At 71.9% G+C, this 25441-nt stretch carries 24 protein-coding genes and 1 rRNA gene; 15 read left to right on the top strand and 10 right to left on the bottom strand.

All coding sequences use genetic code 11. From position 1 onward, the window contains the following. From rrf to ACH4PU_RS34340, 7 genes are all read left to right on the top strand, one after another. Positions 1-85 (top strand): 5S ribosomal RNA (gene rrf / locus ACH4PU_RS34310); the annotation flags it as partial. Between the two features lie 88 nt (positions 86-173). Next, positions 174-1346 carry an acetoin utilization protein AcuC gene (locus ACH4PU_RS34315; RefSeq protein WP_398281303.1) on the top strand — a complete coding sequence of 391 codons (1173 nt, stop codon included), beginning with the start codon at positions 174-176 and terminating at the stop codon, positions 1344-1346. A 157-nt stretch (positions 1347-1503) separates the two neighbouring features. Then, complete coding sequence (locus ACH4PU_RS34320) at positions 1504-2301, top strand: phosphatase (RefSeq protein WP_398281306.1); 798 nt, start codon at positions 1504-1506, stop codon at positions 2299-2301. A 128-nt stretch (positions 2302-2429) separates the two neighbouring features. Next, the gene (locus tag ACH4PU_RS34325) at positions 2430-2639 is read left to right on the top strand and encodes a helix-turn-helix domain-containing protein (RefSeq protein ID WP_154080489.1); all 210 of its coding nucleotides are present in this window, start codon (positions 2430-2432) and stop codon (positions 2637-2639) included. 110 nt (positions 2640-2749) lie between these two features. After that, a complete protein-coding gene (locus tag ACH4PU_RS34330) occupies positions 2750-2848 on the top strand; it encodes a 30S ribosomal protein bS22 (RefSeq protein WP_003948845.1) in 99 nt (32 codons plus the stop codon). A 373-nt stretch (positions 2849-3221) separates the two neighbouring features. After that, complete coding sequence (locus tag ACH4PU_RS34335) at positions 3222-4280, top strand: NAD-dependent epimerase/dehydratase family protein (RefSeq protein WP_398281309.1); 1059 nt, start codon at positions 3222-3224, stop codon at positions 4278-4280. 14 nt (positions 4281-4294) lie between these two features. Next, positions 4295-5332 carry a lysophospholipid acyltransferase family protein gene (locus ACH4PU_RS34340; protein WP_398281312.1) on the top strand — a complete coding sequence of 346 codons (1038 nt, stop codon included), beginning with the start codon at positions 4295-4297 and terminating at the stop codon, positions 5330-5332. A 79-nt stretch (positions 5333-5411) separates the two neighbouring features. On the opposite strand, the gene ACH4PU_RS34345 is transcribed toward ACH4PU_RS34340, so the two are convergent. The 4 genes from ACH4PU_RS34345 to ACH4PU_RS34360 form a co-directional block, all read right to left on the bottom strand. Next, positions 5412-6644, bottom strand: a complete 1233-nt coding sequence (locus tag ACH4PU_RS34345; protein ID WP_398281315.1) for a DUF5667 domain-containing protein — start codon at positions 6642-6644, stop codon at positions 5412-5414. Between the two features lie 234 nt (positions 6645-6878). After that, on the bottom strand, positions 6879-7700 hold the full coding sequence (locus ACH4PU_RS34350; protein ID WP_185943816.1) for an ECF subfamily RNA polymerase sigma factor, BldN family: 822 nt from the start codon (positions 7698-7700) through the stop codon (positions 6879-6881). A 482-nt stretch (positions 7701-8182) separates the two neighbouring features. Continuing rightward, positions 8183-9157 carry an HAD family hydrolase gene (locus ACH4PU_RS34355; protein ID WP_398281442.1) on the bottom strand — a complete coding sequence of 325 codons (975 nt, stop codon included), beginning with the start codon at positions 9155-9157 and terminating at the stop codon, positions 8183-8185. A 185-nt stretch (positions 9158-9342) separates the two neighbouring features. Beyond that, the gene (locus ACH4PU_RS34360; RefSeq protein ID WP_398281319.1) at positions 9343-9612 is read right to left on the bottom strand and encodes a glutaredoxin family protein; all 270 of its coding nucleotides are present in this window, start codon (positions 9610-9612) and stop codon (positions 9343-9345) included. A 390-nt stretch (positions 9613-10002) separates the two neighbouring features. On the opposite strand from ACH4PU_RS34360, the gene ACH4PU_RS34365 reads away from it, so the two are divergent. The 6 genes from ACH4PU_RS34365 (at position 10003) to ACH4PU_RS34390 (ending at position 16512) form a co-directional block, all read left to right on the top strand. Continuing rightward, positions 10003-10788 (top strand): redox-sensing transcriptional repressor Rex, encoded by a 786-nt coding sequence (locus ACH4PU_RS34365; RefSeq protein WP_398281322.1) that lies wholly within the window; start codon positions 10003-10005, stop codon positions 10786-10788. After that, positions 10785-12167 carry a glutamyl-tRNA reductase gene (locus ACH4PU_RS34370; RefSeq protein WP_398281325.1) on the top strand — a complete coding sequence of 461 codons (1383 nt, stop codon included), beginning with the start codon at positions 10785-10787 and terminating at the stop codon, positions 12165-12167. Before ACH4PU_RS34365 ends, ACH4PU_RS34370 begins: the two co-directional genes overlap by 4 nt. Then, positions 12164-13126 carry a hydroxymethylbilane synthase gene (gene hemC, locus ACH4PU_RS34375; protein WP_398281328.1) on the top strand — a complete coding sequence of 321 codons (963 nt, stop codon included), beginning with the start codon at positions 12164-12166 and terminating at the stop codon, positions 13124-13126. Before ACH4PU_RS34370 ends, hemC begins: the two co-directional genes overlap by 4 nt. Next, the gene (locus tag ACH4PU_RS34380) at positions 13123-14772 is read left to right on the top strand and encodes a uroporphyrinogen-III synthase (protein ID WP_398281331.1); all 1650 of its coding nucleotides are present in this window, start codon (positions 13123-13125) and stop codon (positions 14770-14772) included. The genes hemC and ACH4PU_RS34380 overlap by 4 nt, the downstream gene beginning before the upstream one ends. After that, positions 14769-15764, top strand: coding sequence for a porphobilinogen synthase (gene hemB / locus ACH4PU_RS34385; protein ID WP_398281334.1), 996 nt, complete (start codon positions 14769-14771; stop codon positions 15762-15764). Before ACH4PU_RS34380 ends, hemB begins: the two co-directional genes overlap by 4 nt. 310 nt (positions 15765-16074) lie before the next feature. Beyond that, positions 16075-16512, top strand: a complete 438-nt coding sequence (locus ACH4PU_RS34390; RefSeq protein ID WP_398281337.1) for an ATP-binding protein — start codon at positions 16075-16077, stop codon at positions 16510-16512. 4 nt (positions 16513-16516) lie between these two features. On the opposite strand, the gene argS is transcribed toward ACH4PU_RS34390, so the two are convergent. Continuing rightward, positions 16517-18280 carry an arginine--tRNA ligase gene (gene argS / locus ACH4PU_RS34395; protein WP_398281340.1) on the bottom strand — a complete coding sequence of 588 codons (1764 nt, stop codon included), beginning with the start codon at positions 18278-18280 and terminating at the stop codon, positions 16517-16519. Positions 18281-18448: 168 nt separating this feature from the next. On the opposite strand from argS, the gene lysS reads away from it, so the two are divergent. Further along, positions 18449-20209 (top strand): lysine--tRNA ligase, encoded by a 1761-nt coding sequence (lysS, locus tag ACH4PU_RS34400; RefSeq protein WP_398281343.1) that lies wholly within the window; start codon positions 18449-18451, stop codon positions 20207-20209. 69 nt (positions 20210-20278) lie between these two features. Here lysS and ACH4PU_RS34405 read toward each other — a convergent pair whose 3' ends face one another. Further along, positions 20279-20983 (bottom strand): hypothetical protein, encoded by a 705-nt coding sequence (locus tag ACH4PU_RS34405; RefSeq protein WP_398281346.1) that lies wholly within the window; start codon positions 20981-20983, stop codon positions 20279-20281. Positions 20984-21081: 98 nt separating this feature from the next. Continuing rightward, entirely contained in the window at positions 21082-21996 is a 915-nt protein-coding gene (locus ACH4PU_RS34410) for a hypothetical protein (RefSeq protein ID WP_398281349.1), read from the bottom strand. A gap of 195 nt (positions 21997-22191) precedes the next feature. Between ACH4PU_RS34410 and ACH4PU_RS34415 the strand changes: the two genes are divergently transcribed. Then, the gene (locus tag ACH4PU_RS34415; RefSeq protein ID WP_398281352.1) at positions 22192-23385 is read left to right on the top strand and encodes an RtcB family protein; all 1194 of its coding nucleotides are present in this window, start codon (positions 22192-22194) and stop codon (positions 23383-23385) included. A 36-nt stretch (positions 23386-23421) separates the two neighbouring features. Here ACH4PU_RS34415 and ACH4PU_RS34420 read toward each other — a convergent pair whose 3' ends face one another. The 3 genes from ACH4PU_RS34420 to ACH4PU_RS34430 form a co-directional block, all read right to left on the bottom strand. Then, complete coding sequence (locus ACH4PU_RS34420; protein ID WP_398281355.1) at positions 23422-23802, bottom strand: VOC family protein; 381 nt, start codon at positions 23800-23802, stop codon at positions 23422-23424. Between the two features lie 3 nt (positions 23803-23805). After that, positions 23806-24576: an SDR family oxidoreductase gene (locus tag ACH4PU_RS34425; protein WP_185943829.1), complete on the bottom strand. Its 771-nt coding sequence runs from the start codon at positions 24574-24576 to the stop codon at positions 23806-23808. Positions 24577-24742: 166 nt separating this feature from the next. Further along, a complete protein-coding gene (locus ACH4PU_RS34430; RefSeq protein WP_398281359.1) occupies positions 24743-25387 on the bottom strand; it encodes a hypothetical protein in 645 nt (214 codons plus the stop codon). Positions 25388-25441: the final 54 nt, after the last annotated feature.

Genomic DNA, 25441 nt, shown 5'->3' on the forward strand with positions numbered 1-25441 from the left:
TTACATTCCGAACCCGGAAGCTAAGCCTTTCAGCGCCGATGGTACTGCATGGGGGACCGTGTGGGAGAGTAGGACGCCGCCGAACTAAATTTGATAAAGCCGTAGGCCCCGGATCGATGACAAATCGATCCGGGGCCTACGGCTTTTTTGTGTTTCCCGATAGCGTGGCCGTCATGAGCGGTCGTGCACAACTGATGTGGGATGAAGCGGTCACCGGTTACGACTTCGGTCCGGGACACCCCATGGATCCGGTACGCCTCGCCCTCACCATGCGGCTCGTCGAAGCGTTCGGTCTGGACAAGGCGGTGGACGTCGTCGCGGCCAGGCCGTCCGGGGAGTCGACACTGCGGCTGGTGCACCGTCAGGACTACATCGAGGCCGTCCGGGCGGCTTCGGCCGACCCGCGGGCCGCCGACCCCGCCTATGGACTCGGGACCCCCGACGATCCCGCCTTCGCGGGTATGCACGACGCGTCCGCGCTGATCGCCGGCCAGTCCGTCGCCGCCGCCGAGGCCGTGTGGCGTGGCGAGGCCGCGCACGCCGTCAACTTCGCCGGCGGGCTGCACCACGCGATGCCCGGCTCGGCGGCCGGCTTCTGCGTCTACAACGACGCCGCCCTCGCCGTCGCCCGGCTCCTCGAACTGGGTGCCGAACGCGTGGCCTACGTCGACGTGGACGTCCACCACGGGGACGGCGTCCAGGCCGCGTTCTGGGAGGACCCCCGCGTCCTCACCATCTCGCTGCACGAACACCCCCGCACCCTCTTCCCGGGGACCGGATGGCCCGAGGAGACCGGGGCTCCGTCGGCCGAGGGCGGCGCCGTCAACGTGGCGCTGCCGGCCGGGACGGGGGACGCCGGATGGCTGCGGGCGTTCCACGCCGTCGTCCCCGAACTGCTGGCCGCCTTCCGCCCGCAGGTGCTGGTGACCCAGCACGGGGCCGACACGCACTTCGAGGACCCCCTCGCGCACCTGACGGTCTCCCTGGACGCCCAGCGCCTCGTCGCCGAGTCCTGCCACGCTCTCGCCCACGAGCACGCCGACGGGCGCTGGGTGGCCCTGGGCGGCGGCGGGTACGCGGTCGTCGACGTCGTGCCGCGGGCCTGGACGCACCTGTGCGCCATCGCCGCCGGCCGGCCCGTGGAGCCCGGCACGGCCGTCCCGGAGGACTGGCGGCACGAGGTCTACCGGCGCACCCGCCAGTGGGGTCCGCAGCGGATGACCGACGGACTGCGGCCGGAATGGCGGGACTTCGCGACGTCCGGCTACGACCCCGCGGACCGCCTGGACCAGGCGATCCTGGCGACCCGCCGGGCCGCCTTCCCGTCCCACGGCCTGCTTCCCTGAGCGTCCCCGAGCCCCGATGTCCCCATGCCCCGGAGCCGCAGCCCACGCCCGTAGCCCACGCCTGTAGCCCACGTCCGTAGGACCACGGTCGCAAGGCACGTCCGTAAGCCCCCCGTACCCCGCCCCCGCCCGTCCCCGTTACCCGTGCGTGGAACGCTTGCGCGCGCATCTGCTCGCCGCCGGCCTCGCCGGGGTCGTGGCCACCACCCGTGAGCGGAGCCTTGACCGCTATCGGCGGTTCGTGGCCGGGGACCCCCGGGTGCTGATGGGGCTGGAGCCGGAAAGTGACTGGCACTACGAGGAATTGTTACGGCTGATGGGCCGAAGGTGTGGAGTTTCAGCCGATCCTGAACAGACTTCCGGGCATGATGTGATCGATCCCGATCGAACGCTGACGGCGCTGGGAGCCTTCGCGGAACGCGTCGCCACGGTCGCCGCGAAGGGCGCTCCGGTGCTGATCGGTACCGGTCACCCCCACCGGCTCCTGGGTTTCTACGCCGGGTTGGCCGCAGGTCTGTCGTCGGCGGGATGTGCTGTCCTCACCCCGGCGCAGGGTCGAAGTATCGACATAACGACCCGGTTTGGCGTACGCACATACAACCTTGACTACGTCCGGGGAGTCGCGATGGTGCGCGAACCCGGCGCGCACGCCACCGCGAACGAGCCGGGCGCACACACGCATTCACCCCTCCCGCTTCGTACCGCGCTGGCGGCCGCGGCGGATGTCGGCGGCCCTCTCCCGGCCCTGGTCATCGGGGACCACGGGTGGGTCTGCGGGGCAGGTCAACTGGGCTTTGAGGCCATCGGACTGGCGGATTCCGACGACCCCGCGGTCTTCGTCGGGGAGGCCGAGGGAAGGGTGTCCGTGGCCGTTCCGCTTGATGACACTGTGCGGTCTGATTACTACCGACCGCTTACTCGCTATGTACTCAATCGAGCGTGTCTGTCACGGTAGGCGGCCGATGGCTGCTCCTCTTCCCCACTCGCATCACCCGCCCCTAATCTGGGGAGTGAGCGCGCAGCGACGAGGAGTCACCGGAGGGGAAGCCGGTGCGCGTCATGTGCGGAAGGTTCAGGTGTGTCATGGCTGCTGGCGAAAGGCCTCTCAACGAGGTCGTGTTCCTGACCGTGGCGGAAGTCGCCGCGGTGATGCGCGTGTCCAAGATGACCGTGTACCGCTTGGTGCACAGTGGTCATCTGCCGGCGATCCGGGTGGGAAGGTCCTTCCGGGTCCCAGAGCAGGCGGTGCACGAGTACCTCCGTGAGTCATTTGTGGGGGTGGAAACCGCCTGACGAGGACCTCGGATTACGCTGTTCGCCCGGTGCCGGGTAGGCTGGCCCGATGTAGGTCGTGTGGGCTCGGACGCCCCGCACCGAGTGAATCGATGTAAGCGAGGGTAGTCGTGGGCTCTGTTATCAAGAAGCGGCGCAAGCGGATGGCCAAGAAGAAGCACCGCAAGCTGCTCAAGCGCACTCGCGTTCAGCGCCGCAACAAGAAGTAAGCAGCGTCGCTGTGTTCGTCCCGCAGCCCTCTCATCGCCTCGGCGGTGGGAGGGCTGCGGTGCGTCCGGCTCCGGGCCGCTCAGGGGGCACGGGAGGCGCCGGGCCCCGTGTGGGGCGTACGGAGCCTCCAGGGGCTTCCGGGGCCCGCCGGGCCGTCCGGGACGCCCCGGGCGCCCCAGGCCCCGTACGGCCGTCCCCGCGGCCGGAAATGTGGCTCCCCGCGACGAGCGCACCTCACAGCGCGACGGCGACCCGCTACGGTGGCCGCCACAGGGCACCCGGAACCGGGTGGGGGACGCCCCCGGGAATGTCCTCCGGGGCGCCCTCGGGATCCTCCTCGGGAACGTTCCCACGGAAGGGAAGGCGCTGACCTTGGGCAGGGTGGTGCTCGTCACCGGAGTCGCACGCCGGCTGGGCGGCCGGCTCGTCCGCAGGATCCTGCGGGAGCCCGGCGTCGAACGGGTCGTCGGCGTGGACGCGGTGCCGCCCGAGCACGGCCTGGGCGGGGCGGAGTTCGTCCGGGCCGACATCCGGCAGCCCGCCATCGCCCGGGTGCTGACCGAGTACGCGGTCGACACCGTGGTCCACATGGACGTCACCGGCACCCCGCTCGGCACGCGCGGCAGCGGCCGGGGGAGCCGGAGCGCGGTCAAGGAGACCAACGTCATCGGCACCATGCAGCTGCTGGGCGCCTGCCAGAAGACCCCCTCCGTGCAGCGGCTGGTCGTGAAGTCCACCACGAGCGTCTACGGCTCGGCGCCTCGCGACCCCGCGGTCTTCACCGAGGCGACGCCGCCCAAGTCGCTCCCCGGCGGTGGCTTCGCGAAGGACGCCGTGGAGGTCGAGGGCTACGTCCGGGGATTCGCCCGCCGGCGGCCCGACGTCGCGGTGTGCGTGCTGCGCTTCGCCAACCTGCTCGGCCCCCACGCCGACTCGCCGCTCGCCGAGTACTTCTCGCTGCCCGTGCTGCCCACGGTCCTCGGCTTCGACCCCCGGCTGCAGTTCGTGCACGAGGACGACGCCGTCGAGGTGCTGCGGATCGCCGCCTCGGAGCCCGCCAGGGGCACGCTCAACAGCGGGACGTTCAACATCGCGGGCGACGGCGTCGTCCTGCTCTCACAGGCCGCCAGGCGCCTCGGACGCCCCACCCTGCCGTTCTTCCTCCCCAGCGTCACCTGGGCCGGCGCCGCGCTGCGCGCCCTGGGGATGCTGGACTTCTCCCCGGAGCAGATCCGGCTCCTCACCCACGGCCGCGTCGTGGACACCACCCAGATGCGGGAGACGCTCGGCTTCCACCCCCGGTACACCTCGGCGGGGGCCTTCGCCGACTTCACCCGGAGCCGTGGCACCGGCCTGCTGCCGCCCCACACCCTCGCCCGTACCGTCGACCGGATCGCCGCCGCGGTGCCTGCCGGCCGCGGCCTGAAGTGAGGAGCGCACGCACCATGGCGGACGCGAAGGTCATCCCGTTCGGCGAGGAGCCGCGCTCCCGGCGGCGGTCGCGGCGCGGCGCCCCGGCCGGCCGTACCCCGCGGGCCGCCGCGGCGCCCCTCGCGCCCGTCCCGCCGCCGCGCGACGAGCCGGCCGCGACGGACGCGACGAACGGGTCCCCCGGGATCTCCGACGCCGCCGAGGCGGCCGCCGACGGCTGGGAGCGGAAGCTCGCCCACGGGCTGAGCTTCCTGCGCCGCCGGATCACCGGCGACTACGAGGTGGACGAGTTCGGCTTCGACAAGGAGCTCACCGACCAGGTCGTGCTCTCCGCCCTGCGCCCGTTCGCCGAGAAGTACTTCCGCGTGGAGGTGCGGGGCATCGAGAACATCCCGGAGAAGGGCGCGGCGCTGGTCGTCGCCAACCACTCCGGGACGCTCCCGATCGACGGTCTGATGCTCCAGGTCGCCGTGCACGACCACCACCCGGCGGCGCGGCACGTCCGGATGCTCGCCGCCGACCTGGTCTTCAAGCTGCCCGTCGTCAACGAGATCTCCCGCAAGCTCGGCCACACCCTCGCCTGCGCCGAGGACGCGCAGCGGCTGCTGGAGCGCGGCGAGGTGGTGGGGGTGATGCCGGAGGGCTTCAAGGGGATCGGGAAGCCGTTCTCGGAGCGGTACCGGCTGCAGCGCTTCGGCCGGGGCGGCTTCGTGTCGACGGCGCTGCGGGCCGGGGCGCCGATCGTGCCGTGCTCGATCGTCGGGGCCGAGGAGATCTATCCGATGATCGGCAACTCCAAGACGCTGGCGCGGCTGCTCGGGCTGCCGTACTTCCCGGTGACGCCGACGTTCCCGTGGCTCGGACCGCTGGGCGCGGTCCCGCTGCCGACGAAGTGGACGATCCAGTTCGGGGAGCCGGTGCCCACCGACGGCTATCCGCCGGAGGCGGCGGACGACCCGATGCTGATGTTCAACCTGACCGACCAGGTGCGGGAGACGATCCAGCACACGCTCTACAAGCTGCTGGTACAGCGGCGGTCGGTGTTCTTCTGATCCCGAAGCCCTTTCGGCACGGGAAAAAACGGTGGCCGGCGTTCCCCGTGGGAACGCCGGCCACCGCCGCGTCGGACCGCTACTTCTGCTCCTCGCCGTGGATGCCGAGCCCCGGGATGATGTCCGGGAGCAGCGGCGGGAGCGTGACGTCCGGCTGCCTGGACGGCTTGCCGTCCTTGCCGTGCGGCGCGGTGCCGGCCGGGCCGGAGCTCTCCGCGGTCGGGGCCGGGTGGAGCAGTCCCGTGCCGCCGAGCAGCCCTTCCTGCTCGTCCTGGGCGCTCTGGGAGGGCGCTTCCGGACGGTGGGACGCGTGCTTGTCGCCGCCGCTCGCCGACGTGTGGGGCGCGGGGGCGCTGTGGCCCGGCGTGCTCCGGTGGTCGGTGCGCGGAGGAGTGGCGGCGTGCCGGCCGTGGTTCTCGTGCCGATCCTTGTCGTGGATCAGCGACTGCAGCGGCTCGATCTCGTCGTCTATGGCCCTGAAGACCGAACTCACGTCGTCCCGGACGTCGGTGAGCTGGAGCGGCAGCCGGTCGCGGAGCTGGCTCCAGCCCTCGCGGTGCGAGGCGGTGAACGACGAGAGCCGCCGCATCGGACCCAGCGAGCCGTCCTGGTGGTACGCGGCCCGCAACAGGCGGTGGCCCTCGGAGACGTCCTGGCGCATGCCGGTGAGGGTCTTGCGGATCTCGCTCAGCGACTCGTGGTCGAGGTGGCCGGAGCGGCCGCGCTCCATCAGCCGGCGGGCCTCCTGGAGGCGGGTGGACGCCTGGTCGAGGAGGATGTCGCCGCGCTCGGAGTCGCTGTCGGCCATGCCGAGCTTGAGGTCCTCCATGCCGCGCTTGAGCCCGTAAAGGGTGTCTCCCGGAAGGGCGTTGGAGCTGGCGGCGGCGACTCCGCCGAGGGCTCCGGCCGCCACGCCCACCGTGAGGCCGCCGGCCGCCAGCCCCTTGGACCAGCGGGAGCGCGGCTTGAGCCGGCCGAGCGGGCCGGCCCGGTGGGCCCCCCGTCCGGAGGACCCGGCCGACCCGGCCGACCCGGAAGCGGCCCTGCGGGGCTCCGGGACCGTCGCGGTGCCACCGGCGAACTGGGCCTCCATGGCGGCGATCAGCTGCGCCCGCTGCACGGTCCGCACCTCGGGATCGAGCTCCGGGGCGGGCAGTGCGGCGAGGCCGCCGGCCAGGCTCAGCAGCCGCCCCCGTTCGGTCTCGTCCGCCGGTGCGCCGGTCCGTACGGCCGCCTCGCCCTGGAGTTCCTGCTCCTCCAGGGCTTGGGCGAAGGCGTTCGCCCGCCGGTGCGCCGAAACGTTCGCGATCACAGGCGGCACCTCCTCTCGTCATGACGATCGACTCCCCCGGACACCTGGAGGTTGCACGCCTTGAGTGCATCCACTCGATCGAGTGAGTGTGTGCGGGCATGGCGCGACAGCGGGAAGTCTGCATCCCGCACAACGAGCGGCGTGGCAGTCGGGTTACGCGCCGCCGTCGCGGGCGGGCCGTCGGGCGGCCGGCCGGCGGGTCCCGGCGGCGTCTCACCGGGGGTCGGCGGCGTCTCAGCGGGCGTCGTCGGGAAGGAGCCGGGCGAGGGTGCGGACGGCCCGGTACTGCAGGGTCTTGATCGCGCCTTCGTTCTTCCCCATGACCCGGGCGGTCTCGGCGACCGACAGGCCCTGGAGGAAGCGCAGGGTGACGCACTCCTGCTGCTGGGGGTTGAGCTTGCGCACCGCCTCCAACAGGGCGGCGTTGGACAGGGATTCGAGGACGGAGTCCTCGGGGCTGCGCTCGACCTCGTTGGCGTCGAGCATCTCGCCGGTGGTGACCTCCAGGCGGAACCGGGAGGACTTGAAGTGGTCCGCGACGAGATTGCGGGCGATGGTGACCAGCCAGGCGCCGAAGTCCCGGCCCTGCCAGGTGAAGGTGCCGATGCGGCGCAGGGCGCGCAGGAACGTCTCGCTGGTCAGGTCCTCGGCCGTGGCCCGGCCGCCGACGCGGTAGTAGATGTAGCGGTAGACGGTGTCGGCGTACTGGTCGTAGAGGCGGCCGAACGCCTCGGCCTCGCCGGCCTGGGCGCGTTCGACGAGGTCCAGCATGCGGGCGCTGTCGCTGTCGGCGCTGGGACGGCGCGTGGGGGTGGTGGGCCCGGAGGCCGCGGTGGCGGCGGTGCCGCGGCGGGCGCGTCTGCCGACGGCGGCGCCGGCCTCGGCAAGGGCGTAGCAGGGGCTCCTTTGCCCGGCAGCGCCAACGGCTACCGCGGGGACGGGTGTGGCGAAGGCGGGGACGGCGTACGCGGTGGGGACGAAGCCGCGCAGGCGGTCGACGACCGCTGCGCGCAGCGTAGCCAGGCCCGAGGCGTCAACCCCGACGTGTGGGTACACGGGACTCCCAGAGGCAGAGCTTCCATCACGTGCAGTGCCGGTGCGTTCACTCGACGTAGGGACAAGCGAGGTACCGGATTGCGTTTGAGGAGAATAACCCTTCGTACAGGCAGCACTACACCGAGTTGCTCAAATCACCGTTTCCGTTCGCACTCCCACCTATTGCTGCACGTTCAAATATCGAACTCCCGGCGGAAGTTGACCGTATTTGCTGTGGGTGTGGCCGATTGGGCAGCGTGTTGTGGCAATCCGGACATGGCAGGACTGTCGGGGGGTGAGTGGGGGTATGACAACCGGATTGCCTGTGGGGGAACGCCGGTTACGCAGAGTGGCCCATGAGGCGTCTGCGGCTCGCCTGGGTGATCGCCCGATCCGGTGACGGTGGGTGGACGGGCCCGGGCGCGGCCTTTCTTCGGTTCTTCGGGGCGCGGCTCGTCATCCGGGCGCGGTCCGGCGGCGGGAGACGCCGGCGTCGGAGGGCGTCAGCGGCGGCGGCGGTGCAGGGCGACGGCCGCGGCGGCGCCGCCCGCCAGGGCGCCCAGGCCGACGGCGGCCGGGATGCCGATCCGGGCCGCCTTGCGGCCGGTGCGGTAGTCGCGCAGCCGCCAGCCGTGCTCCCGGGCGTGGCGCCGCAGCCGCGCGTCGGGGTTGACCGCGCAGGGGTGGCCGACCAGCGACAGCATCGGGATGTCGTTGGCGGAGTCGCTGTACGCGGCGCACCGGGAGAGCTCCAGGCCCTCGGCCGCGACCAGCGCGCGGACGGCCTCGGCCTTGGCCGGGCCGTGCAGCATCTCGCCGACGAGCTTGCCGGTGTAGACGCCGCCGACGGACTCGGCGACGGTGCCCAGGGCGCCGGTCAGGCCGAGCCGGCGGGCGATGATCGTCGCCGTCTCGATGGGGGCCGCGGTGACCAGCCAGACCTTCTGGCCCGCGTCCAGGTGGGCCTGGGCGAGGGCGCGGGTGCCGGGCCAGATGCGCTCGGCCATGTACTCGTCGTAGATCTCCTCGCCGACGGACATCAGCTCGGAGACCCGGTGGCCCTTGACGATCGACAGGGCGCTGTCGCGCGCGTCCTGGATGTGGGCCGGGTCCTCGTTGCCGGCCAGCCGGAACCACGCCTGCTGCCAGGCGAACCGGGCGAGTTCGCGCTTGCGGAAGAAGTGCCGCTTGTACAGGCCCCGGCCGAAGTGGAAGAGGGCGGCGCCCTGCATCACGGTGTTGTCGAGGTCGAAGAAAGCCGCCGCCTTGGTGTCGCCCGCGACGGGGAACTCCGGTTCCGCGGCCCGCGCGCCCTTCTTGCCGCTCGGGGCGGGGGCCTCCTCGACGGTGGCCGGCGCGGCCTCCCGGGCCTCCTGCTCCTGGACCGTCTTGCGGGCCGCCTCGGCCGCCGCCTCGCCCGCCCGGACGCTGCGCGCGGTGGCGTAGCGGCGCGGCGAGAGCCACGTGAGCCAGGACAGCCAGCGGAATTCGAGGCGCCCCGCGAAGGGGCTCCTGCCGGGACGGCGGTCGGGCGACGGGTGGGCGGCCATGCCGCGAGCATAGCCAGTTTGTTCGGAGTGATCAGGGCGGTGAAGGAGCCCTGACATGAACGATACGTGTCGGTAACCTCCGCAGGCCTCCGGGCGCCGCCCGCGCGGGCGGGTCAGCCGCCGAGGGCCTTGCGGAGCCGGTCGGGGTCCACGCGCCAGAAGTCGTGCTGCTCCCCGTCGATCAGGACGACCGGGATCTGCTCCCAGTAGGCGCGGTGCAGCTCCTCGTCCTGGGTGATGTCCTTCTTCTCCCAGCGGGTGCCCAGGCCGCCGCAGACCTCGGCGATGACGGCCTCGGCGGCGTCGCAGAGATGGCAGCCGGGCTTGCCGACCAGGGTGACCAGGTGATCCGCGGGGTTCTTGCGGCGGCGCAGCAGACTCATGCCGCCATTGTGCCGGGACCGGGCGGGTGCGGAGGGGGCCGGACGGGCCCTGGTGATCAGGCGGGCCGGCCGCCCCGCGCGGGGCGAATAGGTGCCTGAGTCGACTACCATCATGGGCGATTTGTAGGTGTCCGGGGGTATAGCGGTGAGGAGTGAGCGCCCGTGTCCCCGTCGACCGACCCCTGGTGCGGGCGTGACGTGCGTGGTTGTAGGCGTGGCCCGGCCAATGGTTCCCCGAACCGGCCGAAAGACCGCGTGACGCCTGTCACTTTGCACGGACAAAGCGGACACCATCTTTGTGCACGCGTTCACAAAGACATAGCCTGCATACGACGGGGCGGTCCTGGGACAGGGCGCCGCCCGCAGCCCCGCTCTACCCGCAGGAGCACCGTGGCAACTGGCCGAACTCACCGACCGGCGACCCGAAGCCGAGGGATCCCCGAGGCCACCGTCGCCCGGCTTCCGCTGTATCTGCGCGCGTTGACCGCGCTCTCCGAGCGCTCGGTCCCCACGGTCTCCTCGGAGGAGCTCGCGACGGCGGCGGGGGTCAACTCCGCCAAGCTGCGCAAGGACTTCAGCTACCTCGGCTCGTACGGCACCCGCGGCGTGGGCTACGACGTGGAGTACCTCGTCTACCAGATCTCCCGCGAGCTCGGCCTGACCCAGGACTGGCCGGTCGTCATCGTCGGCATCGGCAACCTCGGCGCGGCCCTCGCCAACTACGGCGGCTTCGCCTCCCGCGGTTTCCGCGTCGCGGCCCTGATCGACGCCGACCCCGCGATGGCGGGCAAGCCGGTGGCCGGGCTGCCCGTGCGGCACACCGACGAACTCGAGTCGATCATCAGCGACAACGGCGTCTCCATCGGCGTCATCGCCACCCCGGCCGGCGCCGCCCAGCAGGTCTGCGACCGCCTGGTGGCCGCCGGGGTCACCTCGATCCTCAACTTCGCGCCGACCGTGCTCGCGGTGCCGGACGGCGTCGACGTCCGCAAGGTCGACCTGTCGATCGAGCTCCAGATCCTGGCGTTCCACGAGCAGCGCAAGGCCGGGGAAGAGCCGGGGCAGGCCGCACGGACCACGGCTTCGCGATCGGGAAGCCCCCGTCCGGCCGCCGCCGCGGGCCGCGACGGCAGGAAGGGTCCGGACGGGGACGTCCCCGCCGTGATGCCGGCATGAGCCTGCTCGTCGTGGGTCTCAGCCACCGCAGCTCACCGGTGAGCGTGCTGGAGCGGGCCTCGCTGACCCCCGAGGCCCGGGCCGCGCTGGTGCACGACACCCTCGCGGCCGAGCCGGCCACCGAGGCGGCCGTGCTCGCCACCTGCAACCGGATCGAGCTCTACGCCGACGTGGACAAGTTCCACGCCGGTGTCGCCGAGCTGTCCACGCTGCTCGCCCGCCACACGGGCGTCCCGCTGGACGAGCTCACCCCGTACCTCTACGTCCACTACGAGGACCGGGCCGTCCACCACCTCTTCTCGGTGGCCTGCGGCCTGGACTCGATGGTCGTCGGCGAAGGCCAGATCCTCGGCCAGATCAAGGACGCCCTCGCCCTCGGCCAGGAGCTGCACAGCGCGGGACGGCTGCTCAACGACCTGTTCCAGCAGGCCCTGCGGGTCGGCAAGCGCGCCCACAGCGAGACCGGCATCGACCGGGCCGGGCAGTCGCTGGTCACCTTCGGCCTGGAGCAGCTCCACGACGGCCCGTCCGTCGAGGAGTGGGTCGCGGGCAAGCGCGCCCTGGTCATCGGCGCCGGCTCCATGTCGTCCCTCGCCGCCGCCACCCTCGCCCGCGCCGGCGTGGCCCACGTGGCCGTCGCCAACCGGACCCTGGAGCGGGCCCGGCGCCTGGTGGAGATCCTCACCGAGCCCGGCGCCGCACGCGTCACCGCGAGCGCCGTCGAGATGACCGCCCTGCCGGACGAGCTCGCGCTCGCCGACATCGTCGTCTCCTGCACCGGCGCCACCGGACTCGTCCTCACCGCCGACGCGGTCACCACCGCGCTCGCCGGCCGGCCCGGCTGCGCCGTCGACGCCGACTGCGCCCGGCTCGCCCTGCTCGACCTCGCCATGCCGCGCGACATCGACGCCGCCGCGCACGGCATCGACGGCGTGCGGTTCGTCGACATCGAGGCGCTCGCCGAGGCCTCGGCCGACGCGCCGATGGCCGCCGACGTCGACCGGGTGCGGACCATCGTCTCCGACGAGGTCGCCGCCTTCGGCGCGGCCCAGCGGGCCGCCCACATCACGCCCACCGTGGTCGCCCTGCGCACCATGGCCGCGGACGTGGTCGCCGGCGAGATCGCCCGGCTCGACGGTCGGCTGCCCGGGCTGGACGACAAGCAGCGAGCCGAGATCACCCAGACCGTCCGGCGCGTCGTCGACAAGCTCCTCCACGCACCCACCGTGCGCGTCAAGGAACTCGCCTCGACCCCCGGCGGCGCCGGCTACGCCGACGCCCTGCGGGAGCTCTTCGACCTCGACCCGCAGGCGGTCGCCGCCGTCAGCCGGGCCGACGCGCGGCACGACACCAAGAACAACGCACGGGAGTCGGCATGAACGGCACAACCCCGCTGCGCCTGGGCACCCGGCGCAGCAAGCTGGCCATGGCCCAGTCGGGCCAGGTCGCCGAGGCGGTGAGCCGGCTGACCGGCCGCCCGGTCGAGCTGGTGGAGATCACCACCTACGGCGACGTCTCGCGCGAGCACCTGGCGCAGATCGGCGGCACCGGGGTGTTCGTCTCCGCGCTGCGCGACGCGCTGCTCGCCGACGAGGTCGACTTCGCCGTGCACTCGCTCAAGGACCTGCCGACCGCGCAGCCCGACGACCTCGTCCTGGCCGCCGTCCCGCGCCGCGAGGACCCGCGCGACGTACTGATCGCCCGCGACGGCCTCTCCTTCGAGGAGCTGCCGGCCGGCGCCCGCGTCGGCACCGGCTCGCCGCGCCGCATGGCCCAGCTCAACGCCTGGGCCCGGGCGCTCGGCAAGGAGATCGAGACCGTGCCGGTCCGCGGCAACGTCGACACCCGGCTCGGCTTCGTCACCGGCGGGGAGCTCGACGCGGTCGTGCTGGCCGCCGCCGGGCTGACCCGCCTCGGCCGGATCGACGTGGCGACCGAGTTCCTGTCGCCCGACACCGTTTTGCCCGCCCCCGGCCAGGGGGCCCTGGCGATCGAGTGCGCCGCCACCGCCGCGCCGCTCGCCGCCGTGCTCGCCGAGCTCGACGACCCGTACACCCGGGCCGCCGTGACCGCCGAGCGTTCCCTGCTCGCCGCCCTGGAGGCCGGCTGCTCCGCACCCGTGGGTGCGCTGGCCGACCTTTTGGGAGACGAGCAGGACGTACCCGAAATGCGCCTGCGCGGCGTCGTCGGCACGACCGACGGCTCGACGCTGGTGCAGCTGTCCACCACCGGTCCCGTTCCCGCGTCGCACCACGACGCCCTGGCCCTCGGACGCGAACTCGCGGCCGACATGCTGGACAAGGGTGCGGCCGGTCTTATGGGGGAGCGAGCACATTGAACCCCACCGCCCCGAACCACCCCGCGCACGGGCACGTCACCTTCCTCGGTGCGGGCCCCGGCGATCCGGGACTGCTGACGCTCCGCGCCGTCGAGGCGCTGGCGTCCGCGGACGTCCTGATCGCCGACCCACAGGTGCTGGAGGTGGTGCGCGCGCATGCGCGCGCACATGTGGACATGCCGGCGCAGCCCGTCCCTGACGAGGCGTCAAAGGCCGCCGACATCCCTGTCCTCAGGGACACGGCCAATCTTGTCATGACGGCCGCGCGCGGCGGCAAGCGGGTCGTCCGTGCGGTCCTCGGCGACCCCGGCCTCGACGGGAACGCCGCCGACGAGATGCTCGCCTGCGCCGCCGAGGGCATCACCTTCGAGGTGGTCCCCGGCGTCGCCACCGCCGTCGGCGTACCCGCCTACGCGGGGGTGCCGCTGCGCGACCCGAAGGGCGGTGACGTGCGGTTCGTCGACGCCCGGACCGCCTCCGACACCTGCTGGTCCGAGGTGGGCGCGAGCCAGGCCACGGTCGTGGTGACGACCACCCTGGACACCGTCACCGCCGCCGCCGGCGAACTGGTCGCGGCCGGCCGCAAGCCGGACACCCCGCTGAGCGTCACCGTCGCCGGCACCACCACCCGCCAGCGCACCTGGACGGCCACCCTGGGCACGGTCGCCCAGGTGCTCAAGGCGGCGAAGGTGCTGCCGTCGCCCGACGGCGGGCAGCCCGTGATAGCCGTGGTCGGCGAGCGCAGCGCGGCCGACCACCGCGAGCCGCTGTCCTGGTTCGAGTCCAAGCCGCTGTTCGGCTGGAACGTCCTGGTGCCGCGCACCAAGGAGCAGGCAGCGTCGCTCTCCGACCAGCTCCGCTCGTACGGCGCCGTGCCGCACGAGGTGCCGACCATCGCCGTCGAACCGCCGCGCACCCCGCAGCAGATGGAGCGCGCGGTCAAGGGCCTGGTCACCGGCCGCTACGAGTGGATCGCCTTCACGTCAGTGAACGCCGTCAAGGCGGTGCGCGAGAAGTTCGAGGAGTACGGGCTCGACGCGCGTGCCTTCGCCGGCATCAAGGTCGCCGCCGTCGGTGAGCAGACCGCCAAGTCGCTGATCGAGTTCGGCGTCAAGCCCGACCTGGTGCCGAGCGGCGAGCAGTCGGCCGCCGGGCTGCTGGAGGACTGGCCGCCCTACGACCCGGTCTTCGACCCGATCGACCGCGTCTTCCTGCCGCGCGCCGACATCGCCACCGAGACCCTGGTGGCGGGCCTGATCGAGCTCGGCTGGGAGGTGGACGACGTCACCGCCTACCGGACGGTGCGCGCCTCGCCGCCGCCGGCCGAGACCCGCGAGGCGATCAAGGGCGGCGGCTTCGACGCCGTGCTCTTCACGTCCTCGTCCACCGTGCGGAACCTCGTCGGCATCGCCGGCAAGCCGCACAACGTCACCGTCATCGCCTGCATCGGCCCGGCCACCGCGAAGACCGCGGAGGAACACGGCCTGCGGGTGGACGTGCTGTCGCCCGAGCCCTCGGTGCACAAGCTCGCCGAGGCGCTCGCGGAGTTCGGTGCCGCGCGGCGCGACGCCGCGATCGAGGCCGGTGACCCGGTCACGCGCCCGAGCGAGCGGCGGCCCGGATCGCGTAGGAGGGCACGGAGTTGAGCACCACGTACGGCACGTTCCCGGGGGCCCGGCCCCGCCGGCTCCGCACCACCCCGGCCATGCGCCGGATGGTCGCCGAGTACCGGCTGCACCCGTCCGACCTGATCCTTCCCGCCTTCGTGCGGGAGGGTGTCAGCGAGCCGGTGCCGATCTCGGCCATGCCCGGGGTCGTGCAGCACAGCCGTGACACGCTGCGGAAGGCCGCCGTCGAGGCGGTCGAGGCGGGCGTCTCCGGGATCATGCTCTTCGGGGTGCCCGAGGAGGCGAAGAAGGACGCTCTCGGTACGGCGGGTACGGACCCGGACGGCATCCTCCAGGTCGCCATCCGCGATGTGAAGGCCGAGGTCGGGGACGAGCTCGTCGTCATGTCCGATCTGTGCCTGGACGAGTTCACGGATCACGGGCACTGCGGTGTGCTGGACTCCGCCGGGCGCGTCGACAACGACGCCACTCTCGAGCGGTATGCCGAGATGGCGCAGGTGCAGGCCGACGCGGGTGTCCACGTGGTGGGGCCCAGCGGGATGATGGACGGTCAGGTCGGGGTCATCCGGGATGCCCTGGACCAGACCGGGCATGAGGACGTGTCCGTCCTCGCGTACACCGCGAAGTACGCGTCCGCGTTCTACGGGCCGTTCCGGGAGGCCGTCGGGTCCTCGCTGCAGGGGGACCGGAAGACGTACCAGCAGGACGCGGCCAACCTGCGGGAGTCGATGCGCGAACTCGCGCTCGACCTCGACGAGGGCGCGGACATGGTCATGGTGAAGCCGGCGCTGCCCTACCTCGACGTGCTCGCCAAGGTGGCCGAGGCTGTTGACGTTCCCGTCGCGGCGTACCAGATCTCGGGGGAGTACGCGATGGTCGAGGCGGCGGCCGCGAACGGGTGGATCGATCGGGAGCGGGCGATTCTGGAGACGCTTACGGGGATCAAGCGGGCTGGTGCCAACATGATCCTGACGTACTGGGCGACGGAGGTCGCGCGGCAGCTGGGCTGACGCGGTGGGGGTGCCCCAGTCCCGCCCCTTCTCCGTTTTCTTGCGGGGGCTCCGCCCCCGCACCCCCGAAGCGCCCTGCGGGCGCTGTCCTCAAACGCCGGACGGGCTGACCAGTCAGCCCGTCCGGCGTTTGAGGACAAGGGGGTCTGGGGCGCAGCCCCGGGAATCGGCGAAGGGCGGGACTGGGGCACCCTCAAACTCCCCGTGTCACCCACATAGGTCGTCTCTCCCCGAAACCGGGCACCCCTGGCACCGGAAAACCGAACATGACTACTCTGCGTGTCAGATCGCTCACTCTGTGGAGGCGTGCATGAGTCATGAGCCGGATCTCGCCGACGACTGGGAGTACACGCTCCAGGTCCCGTCCGACCCCATGGCACCGTGCATCGCCCGGCGTACGCTCCGCACGATCCTCGAGGAGCACGGGTTCCTCGAACTCGCCGATACCGCCGAGCTGCTGACCTCCGAGCTGGTCACCAACGCGTACCGGTACTCGGACGGGCCCGCGTCCGTGCGGGTGCGGCGGGACGGCGACCGGGTCAGGGTCGCCGTCTGGGACACCAATCCGCGGATGCCGACGCTGGACGCGGGGCCGGTCGCCGACGAGGCCGAGCAGGGGCGGGGGCTCGGCCTCGTCCGGCGGTGTGCCGACAGCTGGGGCGGGTTCGCGCTCCGGGATCAACCCCAGGGGCTGGTGGGGAAGTTGATCTGGTTCGAGCTCGGAGCGCCGACGGGCGCGGCCGGCTGACGCGTCAGAGGCGCTCGGGCGTGTGGATGCCCAGCAGCGCCATGCCCTGCCGCAGCGTGCGGGCGGTCAGGTCGACGAGGAACAGGCGGTTCTCCACGACCTCCGGCGCGTTCTCGTCGCTGATCACCTGGCACTGGTCGTAGAACGTCGTCAGGTGCGAGGCCAGCTGGTACAGGTAACCGGCCAGCTTGTGCGGCTCGTACGACGCGGCGACCTCGGTGACGACCTCGCCGAACTGGTCCAGGTGCAGGCCCAGCGCCCGCTCGGCCGGGGCCAGCGGCAGCTCCGGGTGGGCGGCCGGTGCCACCTCGCCCGCCCGGCGCAGGATCGAGCGGATCCGCGCGTAGGCGTACTGGAGGTACACCGACGTGTCGCCGTTCAGCGACACCATCTGGTCCAGATCGAACTTGTAGTCGCGGGAGACCGAGGTGGACAGGTCGGCGTACTTCACCGCGCCGATGCCCACGTGCCGGCCGTTCTCCACGATCTCCCGCTCGCTCAGGCCCACCTTCTCGGCCTTGTCGCGCACCACGGCGGTGGCCCGGTCGATCGCCTCGTCCAGCAGGTCCACCAGCCGGACCGTCTCGCCCTCACGGGTCTTGAACGGCTTGCCGTCCTTGCCCAGCACCGTGCCGAAGCCGAGCATCACGGCCTTGGTGTCGTCCGTGAGCCAGCCCGCCCGGCGCGCCGTCTCGAAGACCATCTTGAAGTGCAGCGACTGGCGGCTGTCCACCACGTACAGCAGGGTGTCGGCCTTGAGGTGGAAGACCCGGTCGCGGACCGCCGACAGGTCCGTCGCCGCGTAGCCGTAACCGCCGTCGGACTTCTGGACGATCAGCGGGACCGGCTTGCCCTCCGGGCCCTTCACGTCGTCGAAGAAGACGCACAGCGCGCCCTCGGAGCGGACCGCGACGCCGGACTCCTCCAGGAGGCGGCAGGTCTCCGCGAGCATGTCGTTGTAGCCCGACTCGCCGACGATGTCCTCGTCGCGGATCTCCACGTCCAGCTTGTCGAAGACCGAGTAGAAGTAGATCTTCGACTCGTCGACGAACCGCTGCCAGAGCGCGAGGGTCTCCTCGTCGCCCGCCTGGAGGTCCACCACCCGGCGCCGGGCGCGGGCCTTGAACGCGTCGTCGGAGTCGAAGAGGGCGCGGGACGCCTTGTACAGCCGGTTGAGGTTGGACATCGCCTCCTCGCCGGAGATCTCGCCCTTGTGGTCCAGCTCGTGCGGGTGCTCGATCAGGTACTGGATGAGCATGCCGAACTGGGTGCCCCAGTCGCCGATGTGGTGGCGGCTGACCACCTTCTCGCCGACGAACTCCAGGATCCGGACGACCGAGTTGCCGATCACCGAGTTCCGCAGGTGGCCGACGTGCATCTCCTTGGCCACGTTCGGCTGCGCCCAGTCGATGACCGTGGTGCCGGCCTGCTCCTTGAAGGGCACGCCCAGACGGTCGTCCGCGTGCCGCGCGGCCAGCGTCCGCAGGATCGCGCCGTCGGTGAGGGTGACGTTGAGGAAGCCCGGGCCCGACACCTCGACGTCCGCGATCAGCTCGTCCGCCGGCAGGTTCTCCACGACCTTGCCGGCCAGCTCGCGCGGGTTCCCCTTGAGCTTCTTCGCCAGCGCCAGCATCCCGTTGGCCTGGAAGTCCGCGCGGTCGCTCCGTCGCAGCAGCGGGTCGGCGACGCCGGCCTCCGGCAGGGCCGCCGAAAGCGCGTCCGCGATGCGCCGGTCGAGCGTGGATGCGAGGGAGGGAACCAAAGCCATGGGAAGCGGGCCCATTCCTTGTAGGGGGCGTGCGTGCTGAGGGCGACGTGTGCAGGCAGAACGGCGCCGTCGCACCGAGTATCCCATGCGGATATCACAGGCCCCGCGCGCTTTTTCGCGCCTCCCCGGGCAACCGGCGGCCCCCCGCCGCCGTCTGGGACAATGGTCATGCCAGACCGTAAGGAAGGAAGTGCCGTGGCTCAGGCTCAGAGCACCGAGGCCGACTGGGTCTCCCGTTTCGCCGACGAGGTCATCGCCGAAGGCGAGCGCCGCGCGCCCGGCAAACCCATCGTCGTCGCGTCCGGCCTCAGCCCCTCCGGCCCGATCCACCTGGGCAACCTGCGCGAGGTCATGACCCCGCACCTGGTCGCCGACGAGATCCGCCGCCGCGGCCACCAGGTCCGCCACGTGCTGTCCTGGGACGACTACGACCGCTACCGCAAGGTCCCGGCCGGCGTCCCCGGCATCGACGAGTCCTGGGCCGAGCACATCGGCAAGCCGCTGACCTCGGTCCCGGCCCCCGCCGGCTCGGCGTACCCGAACTGGGCCGAGCACTTCAAGGCCGCCATGGTCGAGGCCCTGGCCGAGCTGGGCGTCGAGTACGACCCGATCAGCCAGACCGAGCAGTACACCTCCGGCGTCTACCGCGAGCAGATCCTGCACGCGATGAAGCACCGGGCCGACATCGACGCGATCCTCGACCAGTACCGGACGAAGGACAAGGCGACCGGCAAGCCGAAGCAGCAGCAGAAGAAGGTCGAGGAGGCCGAGCTGGAGGCCGCCGAGGGCTCCGGCGCGGCGAGCGAGGACGACGGCAGCGGCGGCGGCGCGGGCTACTTCCCGTACAAGCCGTACTGCGGCGCCTGCGAGCGCGACCTCACCACCGTCACCGCGTACGACGACGAGACCACCGAGCTCTCCTACACCTGCGTCTGCGGCCACTCCGAGACCGTCCTGCTCAGCGAGTTCAACCGCGGCAAGCTGGTCTGGAAGGTCGACTGGCCGATGCGCTGGGCCTACGAAGGCGTGATCTTCGAGCCCTCCGGCGTCGACCACTCCTCGCCCGGCTCCTCCTTCGTCGTCGGCGGCCAGATCGTCCGCAAGATCTTCGGCGGCGAGCAGCCCATCGGCCCGATGTACGCCTTCGTCGGCATCAGCGGCATGGCCAAGATGTCCTCGTCGAAGGGCGGGGTCCCGACCCCGGGCGACGCACTGAAGATCATGGAAGCGCCGCTGCTGCGCTGGCTCTACGCCCGCCGCAAGCCCAACCAGTCCTTCAAGATCGCCTTCGACCAGGAGATCCAGCGGCTCTACGACGAGTGGGACAAGCTGGAGGCCAAGGTCGCCGACGGCTCCGTGCTGCCCGCCGACGCCGCCGCGTACAGCCGCGCCGCCCGCACCGCCGCCGGCGAGCTGCCCCGCACCCCGCGCCCGCTGCCGTACCGCACGCTCGCCTCGGTCGTCGACATCACCGCCGGCCACGACGAGCAGACGCTGCGCATCCTCGGCGACCTCGACCCGGAGAACCCGGTCACCTCGCTCGACGAGACCCGGCCCCGGCTCGACCGCGCCGAGTACTGGATCAACACCCAGGTCCCGGCCGACCAGCGGACCATCGTCCGCGACGAGCCCGACACCGAGACCCTGGCCGCCCTCGACGAGCAGGGCCGCGAGTCGCTGCGGCTGCTCCTCGCCGGGCTGGACGAGCACTGGTCGCTCGACGGGCTCACCACCCTGGTCTACGGCGTGCCCAAGATCCAGGCCGGCCTGGAGCCGGACGCCAAGCCCACCCCCGAGCTCAAGGTCGCCCAGCGCTCCTTCTTCGCGCTGCTCTACCAGCTGCTCGTCGGCCGGGACACCGGCCCGCGCCTGCCCACCCTGCTCCTCGCCGTCGGCGCGGACCGGGTGCGCAAGCTGCTCGCCGTCTGACGCGCGCACGCGGAAGGGCCCGCCTCCCCGAGGGGAAGCGGGCCCTTCCGCTGTTTCCCGGTTCTTCCGCTACTTCTTGTTGGCGGCGGCCACCGAGGCCACCGCCTCCTTCGCCGCGGCCTGCGCGTCCTTCGTGAGGTCGGCCGCGCTCGGGCTCTTCGCGCCCTCGTACCCGGCGCCGCTGTACTTCAGGGCGACCACCGCGTTGGCCGTCCGGGCGACCACCGTGACGTTGGAGAACTCGACGTCCTTCTTCTTCGTCGTCGTGGTCACCGTCGTCGCCCAGTCGCCGATGCCGGCGGTCTTGGCGGTCTTGACGTCCTTGGGGTCGTCCTCGGTGGTGGCCTTCTTGACCTGGCCGTCCGCGTAGGTCTGGGCGCGCTTGTCCGCGGAGCCCATGTTCGGGTCGCCGCTCAGGGCCATGATGTGCAGGTTCACCGACCGGAACTGCTGGTTGTCGGTGTCCTCGCTGTCCAGGCCGTTCCAGAAGCAGCTGCCGGTCAGCAGCTCGCCCTTCTTGTCCTTCACCTTCGGCACCAGGTTCTCGACCGTCTTGGCCGACAGGGCCTTGCACAGGTCGGGGACCTTGGCGTACTTGCCGGCGGTGGCCGGCGGCGTGGCGCTGGACGTGGCCGGGGCGGAGGCCGAGGGCGTGGCGGAGTTCGAGGAGCTCTTCTTCCCGCCGTCCGAGTCCGAGCAGCCGGCGACGAGCATCACCGGTACTGCGGCGCAGGCGAGGAGTCGGGCGAGTCGCGGAGCTGTTGGTCGGTGCATGGGTCCTTCGCTCAATCGGTGCGGGGCCGGACAGGGCTACTGGCACGGTACGCGGCCCGGCCGCGGCGGCGGCCTGAAAAGGGGTGGTACTCGCCGGGTCAATTGCTGAAGTGCCCGGCCTCGATCTCACGGGCCAGGCTGTGCGCCTTGCCCTGGAGGTCCTGGCTGCCCGGGACGCGCGTCCGGTCGGTGGGCTGCTGGTGGTAGACGATCGTCACCAGGACGTTCGCGGCGCGGAAGACCACCGTCACGTCCCGGTGCACCTCGGCGCCCCCGGACGTCAGCCGGTCGCTGACGAACGCGTCGTCACCCACGTCGTCCAGCGGCCGCGAACCGAGCTCCGGCTCGTCGTGGGCCGGCGGGGCGGGGGCCGTGGCGGGCGGGGTGGCCGTGCCGGCGGGGCGGGACGAGGCGTCGGTGGTCCTCGGCTCGTTCTTCGCGCCCTTTGACTTGGCGTCCTTGCCGCTCTTCGGAGTGCCCTTGCCCGACGGCGGAGGCGAGGAGGGCGCCTTCGCCGGGGCGGACGGCGAGGACCCCGACGACGCCTCGGGGATGTGCGCGGCGTCGGCCAGCTTGTCGTACAGCTGCCGCGCCCGCTCCTCGTCGCTGACCCCGGCCTGGTAGGACACCACCCGTTCGAAGTCGACCGACAGCCGGCGGGTGCCGTCCGGGGTCTCCTGGTTCCACCGGCATCCGACGCGGCGGTCCGCGTCGTAGGTGATGGTGGGCTGCCCCCGGTAGAGCTTCTCGGCGTCCGGGTCGCCGTCATCGCCGCCGCCGGGCAGCATCCGGCGGAGCGTGTCGCGGCTGACGTAGCCGCACGGCTCGGGGAGGCTGTGGTACTTGCCCGGCTCGGCCGCGGGCGCCGCGGACTCGCCCAGACCGGGCTTCGGGTCGTCGTCCCCGCCCGCCCCTCCCGAGCCGCCGCTGCACCCGGCCAGCCCCGCCGCGAGCACGGCGGCGGCCAGTCCGGCCACCGGTGCAGCTACCAGCCGGTGCGCCTTTCGCTGCACTGTCCGTGGCTCCCTTCGCCCGCTCGTCCACGGGCTTCCGGCCCGTTCAGGAGCCGAAAACCGGTTGTCGCGGCCGGGGGGCCGCTGGACACAATGTCTACCGCACGCGCCGCCGCACCGCTGGTCCGCTGTCGAGAATCCACGGATTGATCCGGCTTTTGCGTTATCTGCCTTTTATGGGGGAATGAGGAAACCATGCCGTACACCGAGCTGCCCGGCGCCCGGGTGCCGATCCGCATGTGGGCGGACCCGGCGACGGTCGAGGACGGCGCCATGCAGCAACTGCGGAACGTCGCCACCCTCCCGTGGATCGAGGGCCTGGCCGTGATGCCGGACGTGCACTACGGCAAGGGCGCGACCGTCGGCTCGGTGATCGCCATGCGCGGCGCGGTCTGCCCGGCCGCCGTGGGCGTGGACATCGGCTGCGGCATGTCCGCCGTGAAGACCTCCCTGACGGCGAACGACCTCCCCGGCGACCTCTCCCACCTCCGCTCCCGCATCGAGCGCGCGATCCCGGTGGGCTTCGCGATGCACGACGAGGCCGTGAACCCGGGCCGGCTGCACGGCTTCCCGACGGCGCCGTGGGACGACTTCTGGCGGCGGTTCGACGGGATCGCGGAGGCGGTCAAATTCCGTCGGGATCGGGCGCTGAAGCAGATGGGATCGCTCGGCGGAGGCAACCATTTTGTCGAAGTTTGCCTGGATGAGACCGGTTCCGTCTGGCTGATGCTCCATTCCGGCTCCCGCAACATCGGCAAGGAGCTGGCCGAGTACCACATCGGCGAGGCCCGGAAGCTGCCGCACAACCAGGGGCTGGTCGACCGGGACCTCGCGGTCTTCGTGGCGGACACCCCCCAGATGGAGGCCTACCGGAACGACCTCTTCTGGGCCCAGGAGTACGCGCGCCACAACCGGGAGATCATGATGGCCCTCCTCCAGGACGTCGTCCGCAAGGAGTTCAAGAAGGCCAAGGTCGCCTTCGAGCCCGTGATCTCCTGCCACCACAACTACGTGGCGGAGGAGAGCTACGAGGGCATGGACCTGCTCGTCACCCGCAAGGGCGCGATCCGCGCGGGCGGCGGCGAGTACGGCATCATCCCCGGCTCGATGGGCACCGGCTCGTACATCGTGCGCGGCCTGGGGAACGCCGCGTCCTTCAACTCGGCCTCGCACGGCGCAGGACGCCGGATGAGCCGCAACCAGGCGAAGAAGCGGTTCTCGGCCCAGGACCTGGCCGAGCAGACCCGGGGCGTCGAATGCCGCAAGGACTCCGGCGTGGTGGACGAGATCCCGGCGGCCTACAAGCCGATCGAGCAGGTCATGGACCAGCAGCGGGACCTCGTCGAGGTGGTCGCCAAGCTCAAGCAGATCGTCTGTGTCAAGGGCTGACCCGAGGCCGCGCGCACCGCGCGGCCACCCCGCCCGTCACGCGTCCTGCGGGTACCAGCGGAGCTCGATCGTGTTGCCGTCCGGGTCGCGGACGTAGAGGGACTCCGCCTGGCCGCGGGCGCCGAAGTTGTTCGAGGGGCCGCTGACGACGTCGAAGGTGCCGGCGTCGATGACCTGCTGCCAGTCGAGGGGCTCGACGACCAGGCAGAAGTGGTCGACGTTGGTCTCGCCGCGGTCGCGCTGGAACAGGTCGATGATGGTGCCGGCGGAGACGCGGACCGAGGGGAACGGGACCTTTCCGGCGCGCCACTCGTCGACGCGGACCGGCTCCAGACCGAGCGGGCCGGTGTAGAAGGCCAGGGAGCGCTCGACGTCGGTGACGTTGAGGACGAGGTGGTCGAAGCCGGTGACGCGCATGGGTCAGTTCTCCTGGGGCTCGCGGTGCACCTTGTAGTTGGACGCCTGGGCGCGGGGGCGCAGCACGAGCAGGTCGACGTTCACGTGGTGCGGCCGGGTGACCGCCCAGGTGATCGTCTCCGCCACGTCCTCGGCTGTCAACGGTTCGCTGACGCCCGTGTAGACGCTGTCGGCCTTGCCCTCGTCGCCGCGGAAGCGGTTGAGGGCGAACTCCTCGGTGCGGACCATGCCGGGGGCGATCTCGATGACGCGGACGGGCAGGCCGTTGAGCTCCAGGCGCAGGGTCTCGGCGATGACGTGGGCGCCGTGCTTGGCGGCGACGTAGCCGCCGCCGCCCTCGTAGGTGGCGAGGCCGGCGGTGGAGGAGACGATGACGACGGTGCCGGGGGAGTCCTTCCACAGGGGGAGGAGGGCCTGGGTGGTCTGGAGGGTGCCGAGGACGTTGACCTCGTACATGGTGCGCCAGTCGGCGGGGTCGGCGGTGGCGACGGTCTCGGTGCCGATGGCGCCGCCGGCGTTGTTGACCAGGACCTCGACCGGGGCGTAGTCGTCGAGGAAGACGGAGAAGACGGTGACGGCGTCGCGGTCGGTGACGTCGAGCTCGTAGGCGACGGCCTGGTGGCCGGCCTCGGTGAGTTCGGCGGCGAGGGCGTCGATGCGGTCCTTGCGGCGGGCGGTGAGGACGACGCGGTAGCCGGCGGCGGCCAGGGCGCGGGCGGTGGCGGCGCCGATTCCGCTGCTCGCTCCGGTGATCACGGCGGTGGGGGTGGTCATGGGGCCTCCTCGGGCGGCGGTGGCGTCACGGACGGGCGTGGCTGGTGCCGAGGATATGACGGGTGTTCGGTTCGGTTCCGGGGTGCGGGGGCCTTCGGGTCGCCGGGCCTTTGGCCGCCGGGGAGCCGCGCCGCCGGGCCGCCGCGCTGCCGGGCCACCTGGGCCGTCAGGGCCAGACCAGGCAGTACGGCTGGTGGCCGGCCTCGTGCAGCCGGTGGCTGAAGTCCTGCCACTCGTGGAGCAGCCGGTAGACCGTGAAGGCGTCGCGAGGGCCGCCCCGGTCGGGGACGGTGGACCAGATGAAGGCGGCGGCGCCGACGGATTCCTCGCCGATGCCGCGCAGGGGGTCGACGACCGTCATGGGGAGCTTGACGACGGCGTAGTCGGGGTGGAGCACGACCAGTTCGAGCGGGGGCACCTTGTGCAGGGGTATGCCCTGGATGCCGGTGAGGACCATGGCGGCGACGGTCTCCGGCTTGATCCTGGTGAACATGCCGCCCATGCCCAGCTCGTCGCCGCCGAGCTCTTCGGGGCGCATGGAAATGGGCACGCGTGCCGCGGTGGCCCCGTTGGGCGCGCCGAAGTACTTGTAGGTCACCCCCACTCGGCCACTCCTGATCGCGCTGTGTCCCCCGTCGACCCTGTCGTCGTCGGTCCTGTCGGCCCTGCCCGTCCCGCCGGGTCCGCCGGCGCCGTCCGCGCCGCCGGGCCTGAGGTGGTCGTCCCGCCGGTGCCGGCCCCTGCGGGGCGGCCGGGCTCGCTCGGGCCCCAGGTCGTCGGTGCCCTCGCCCAGTCCGCCACCGCGATGCATATCTCCACCCGATCGCTTTTTTACGCAGCACAGCCCCCGCCGCGCAACCCGATC

This window comes from Streptomyces sp. NPDC021100 (assembly GCF_044333095.1).
GTDB lineage: Bacteria > Actinomycetota > Actinomycetes > Streptomycetales > Streptomycetaceae > Streptomyces.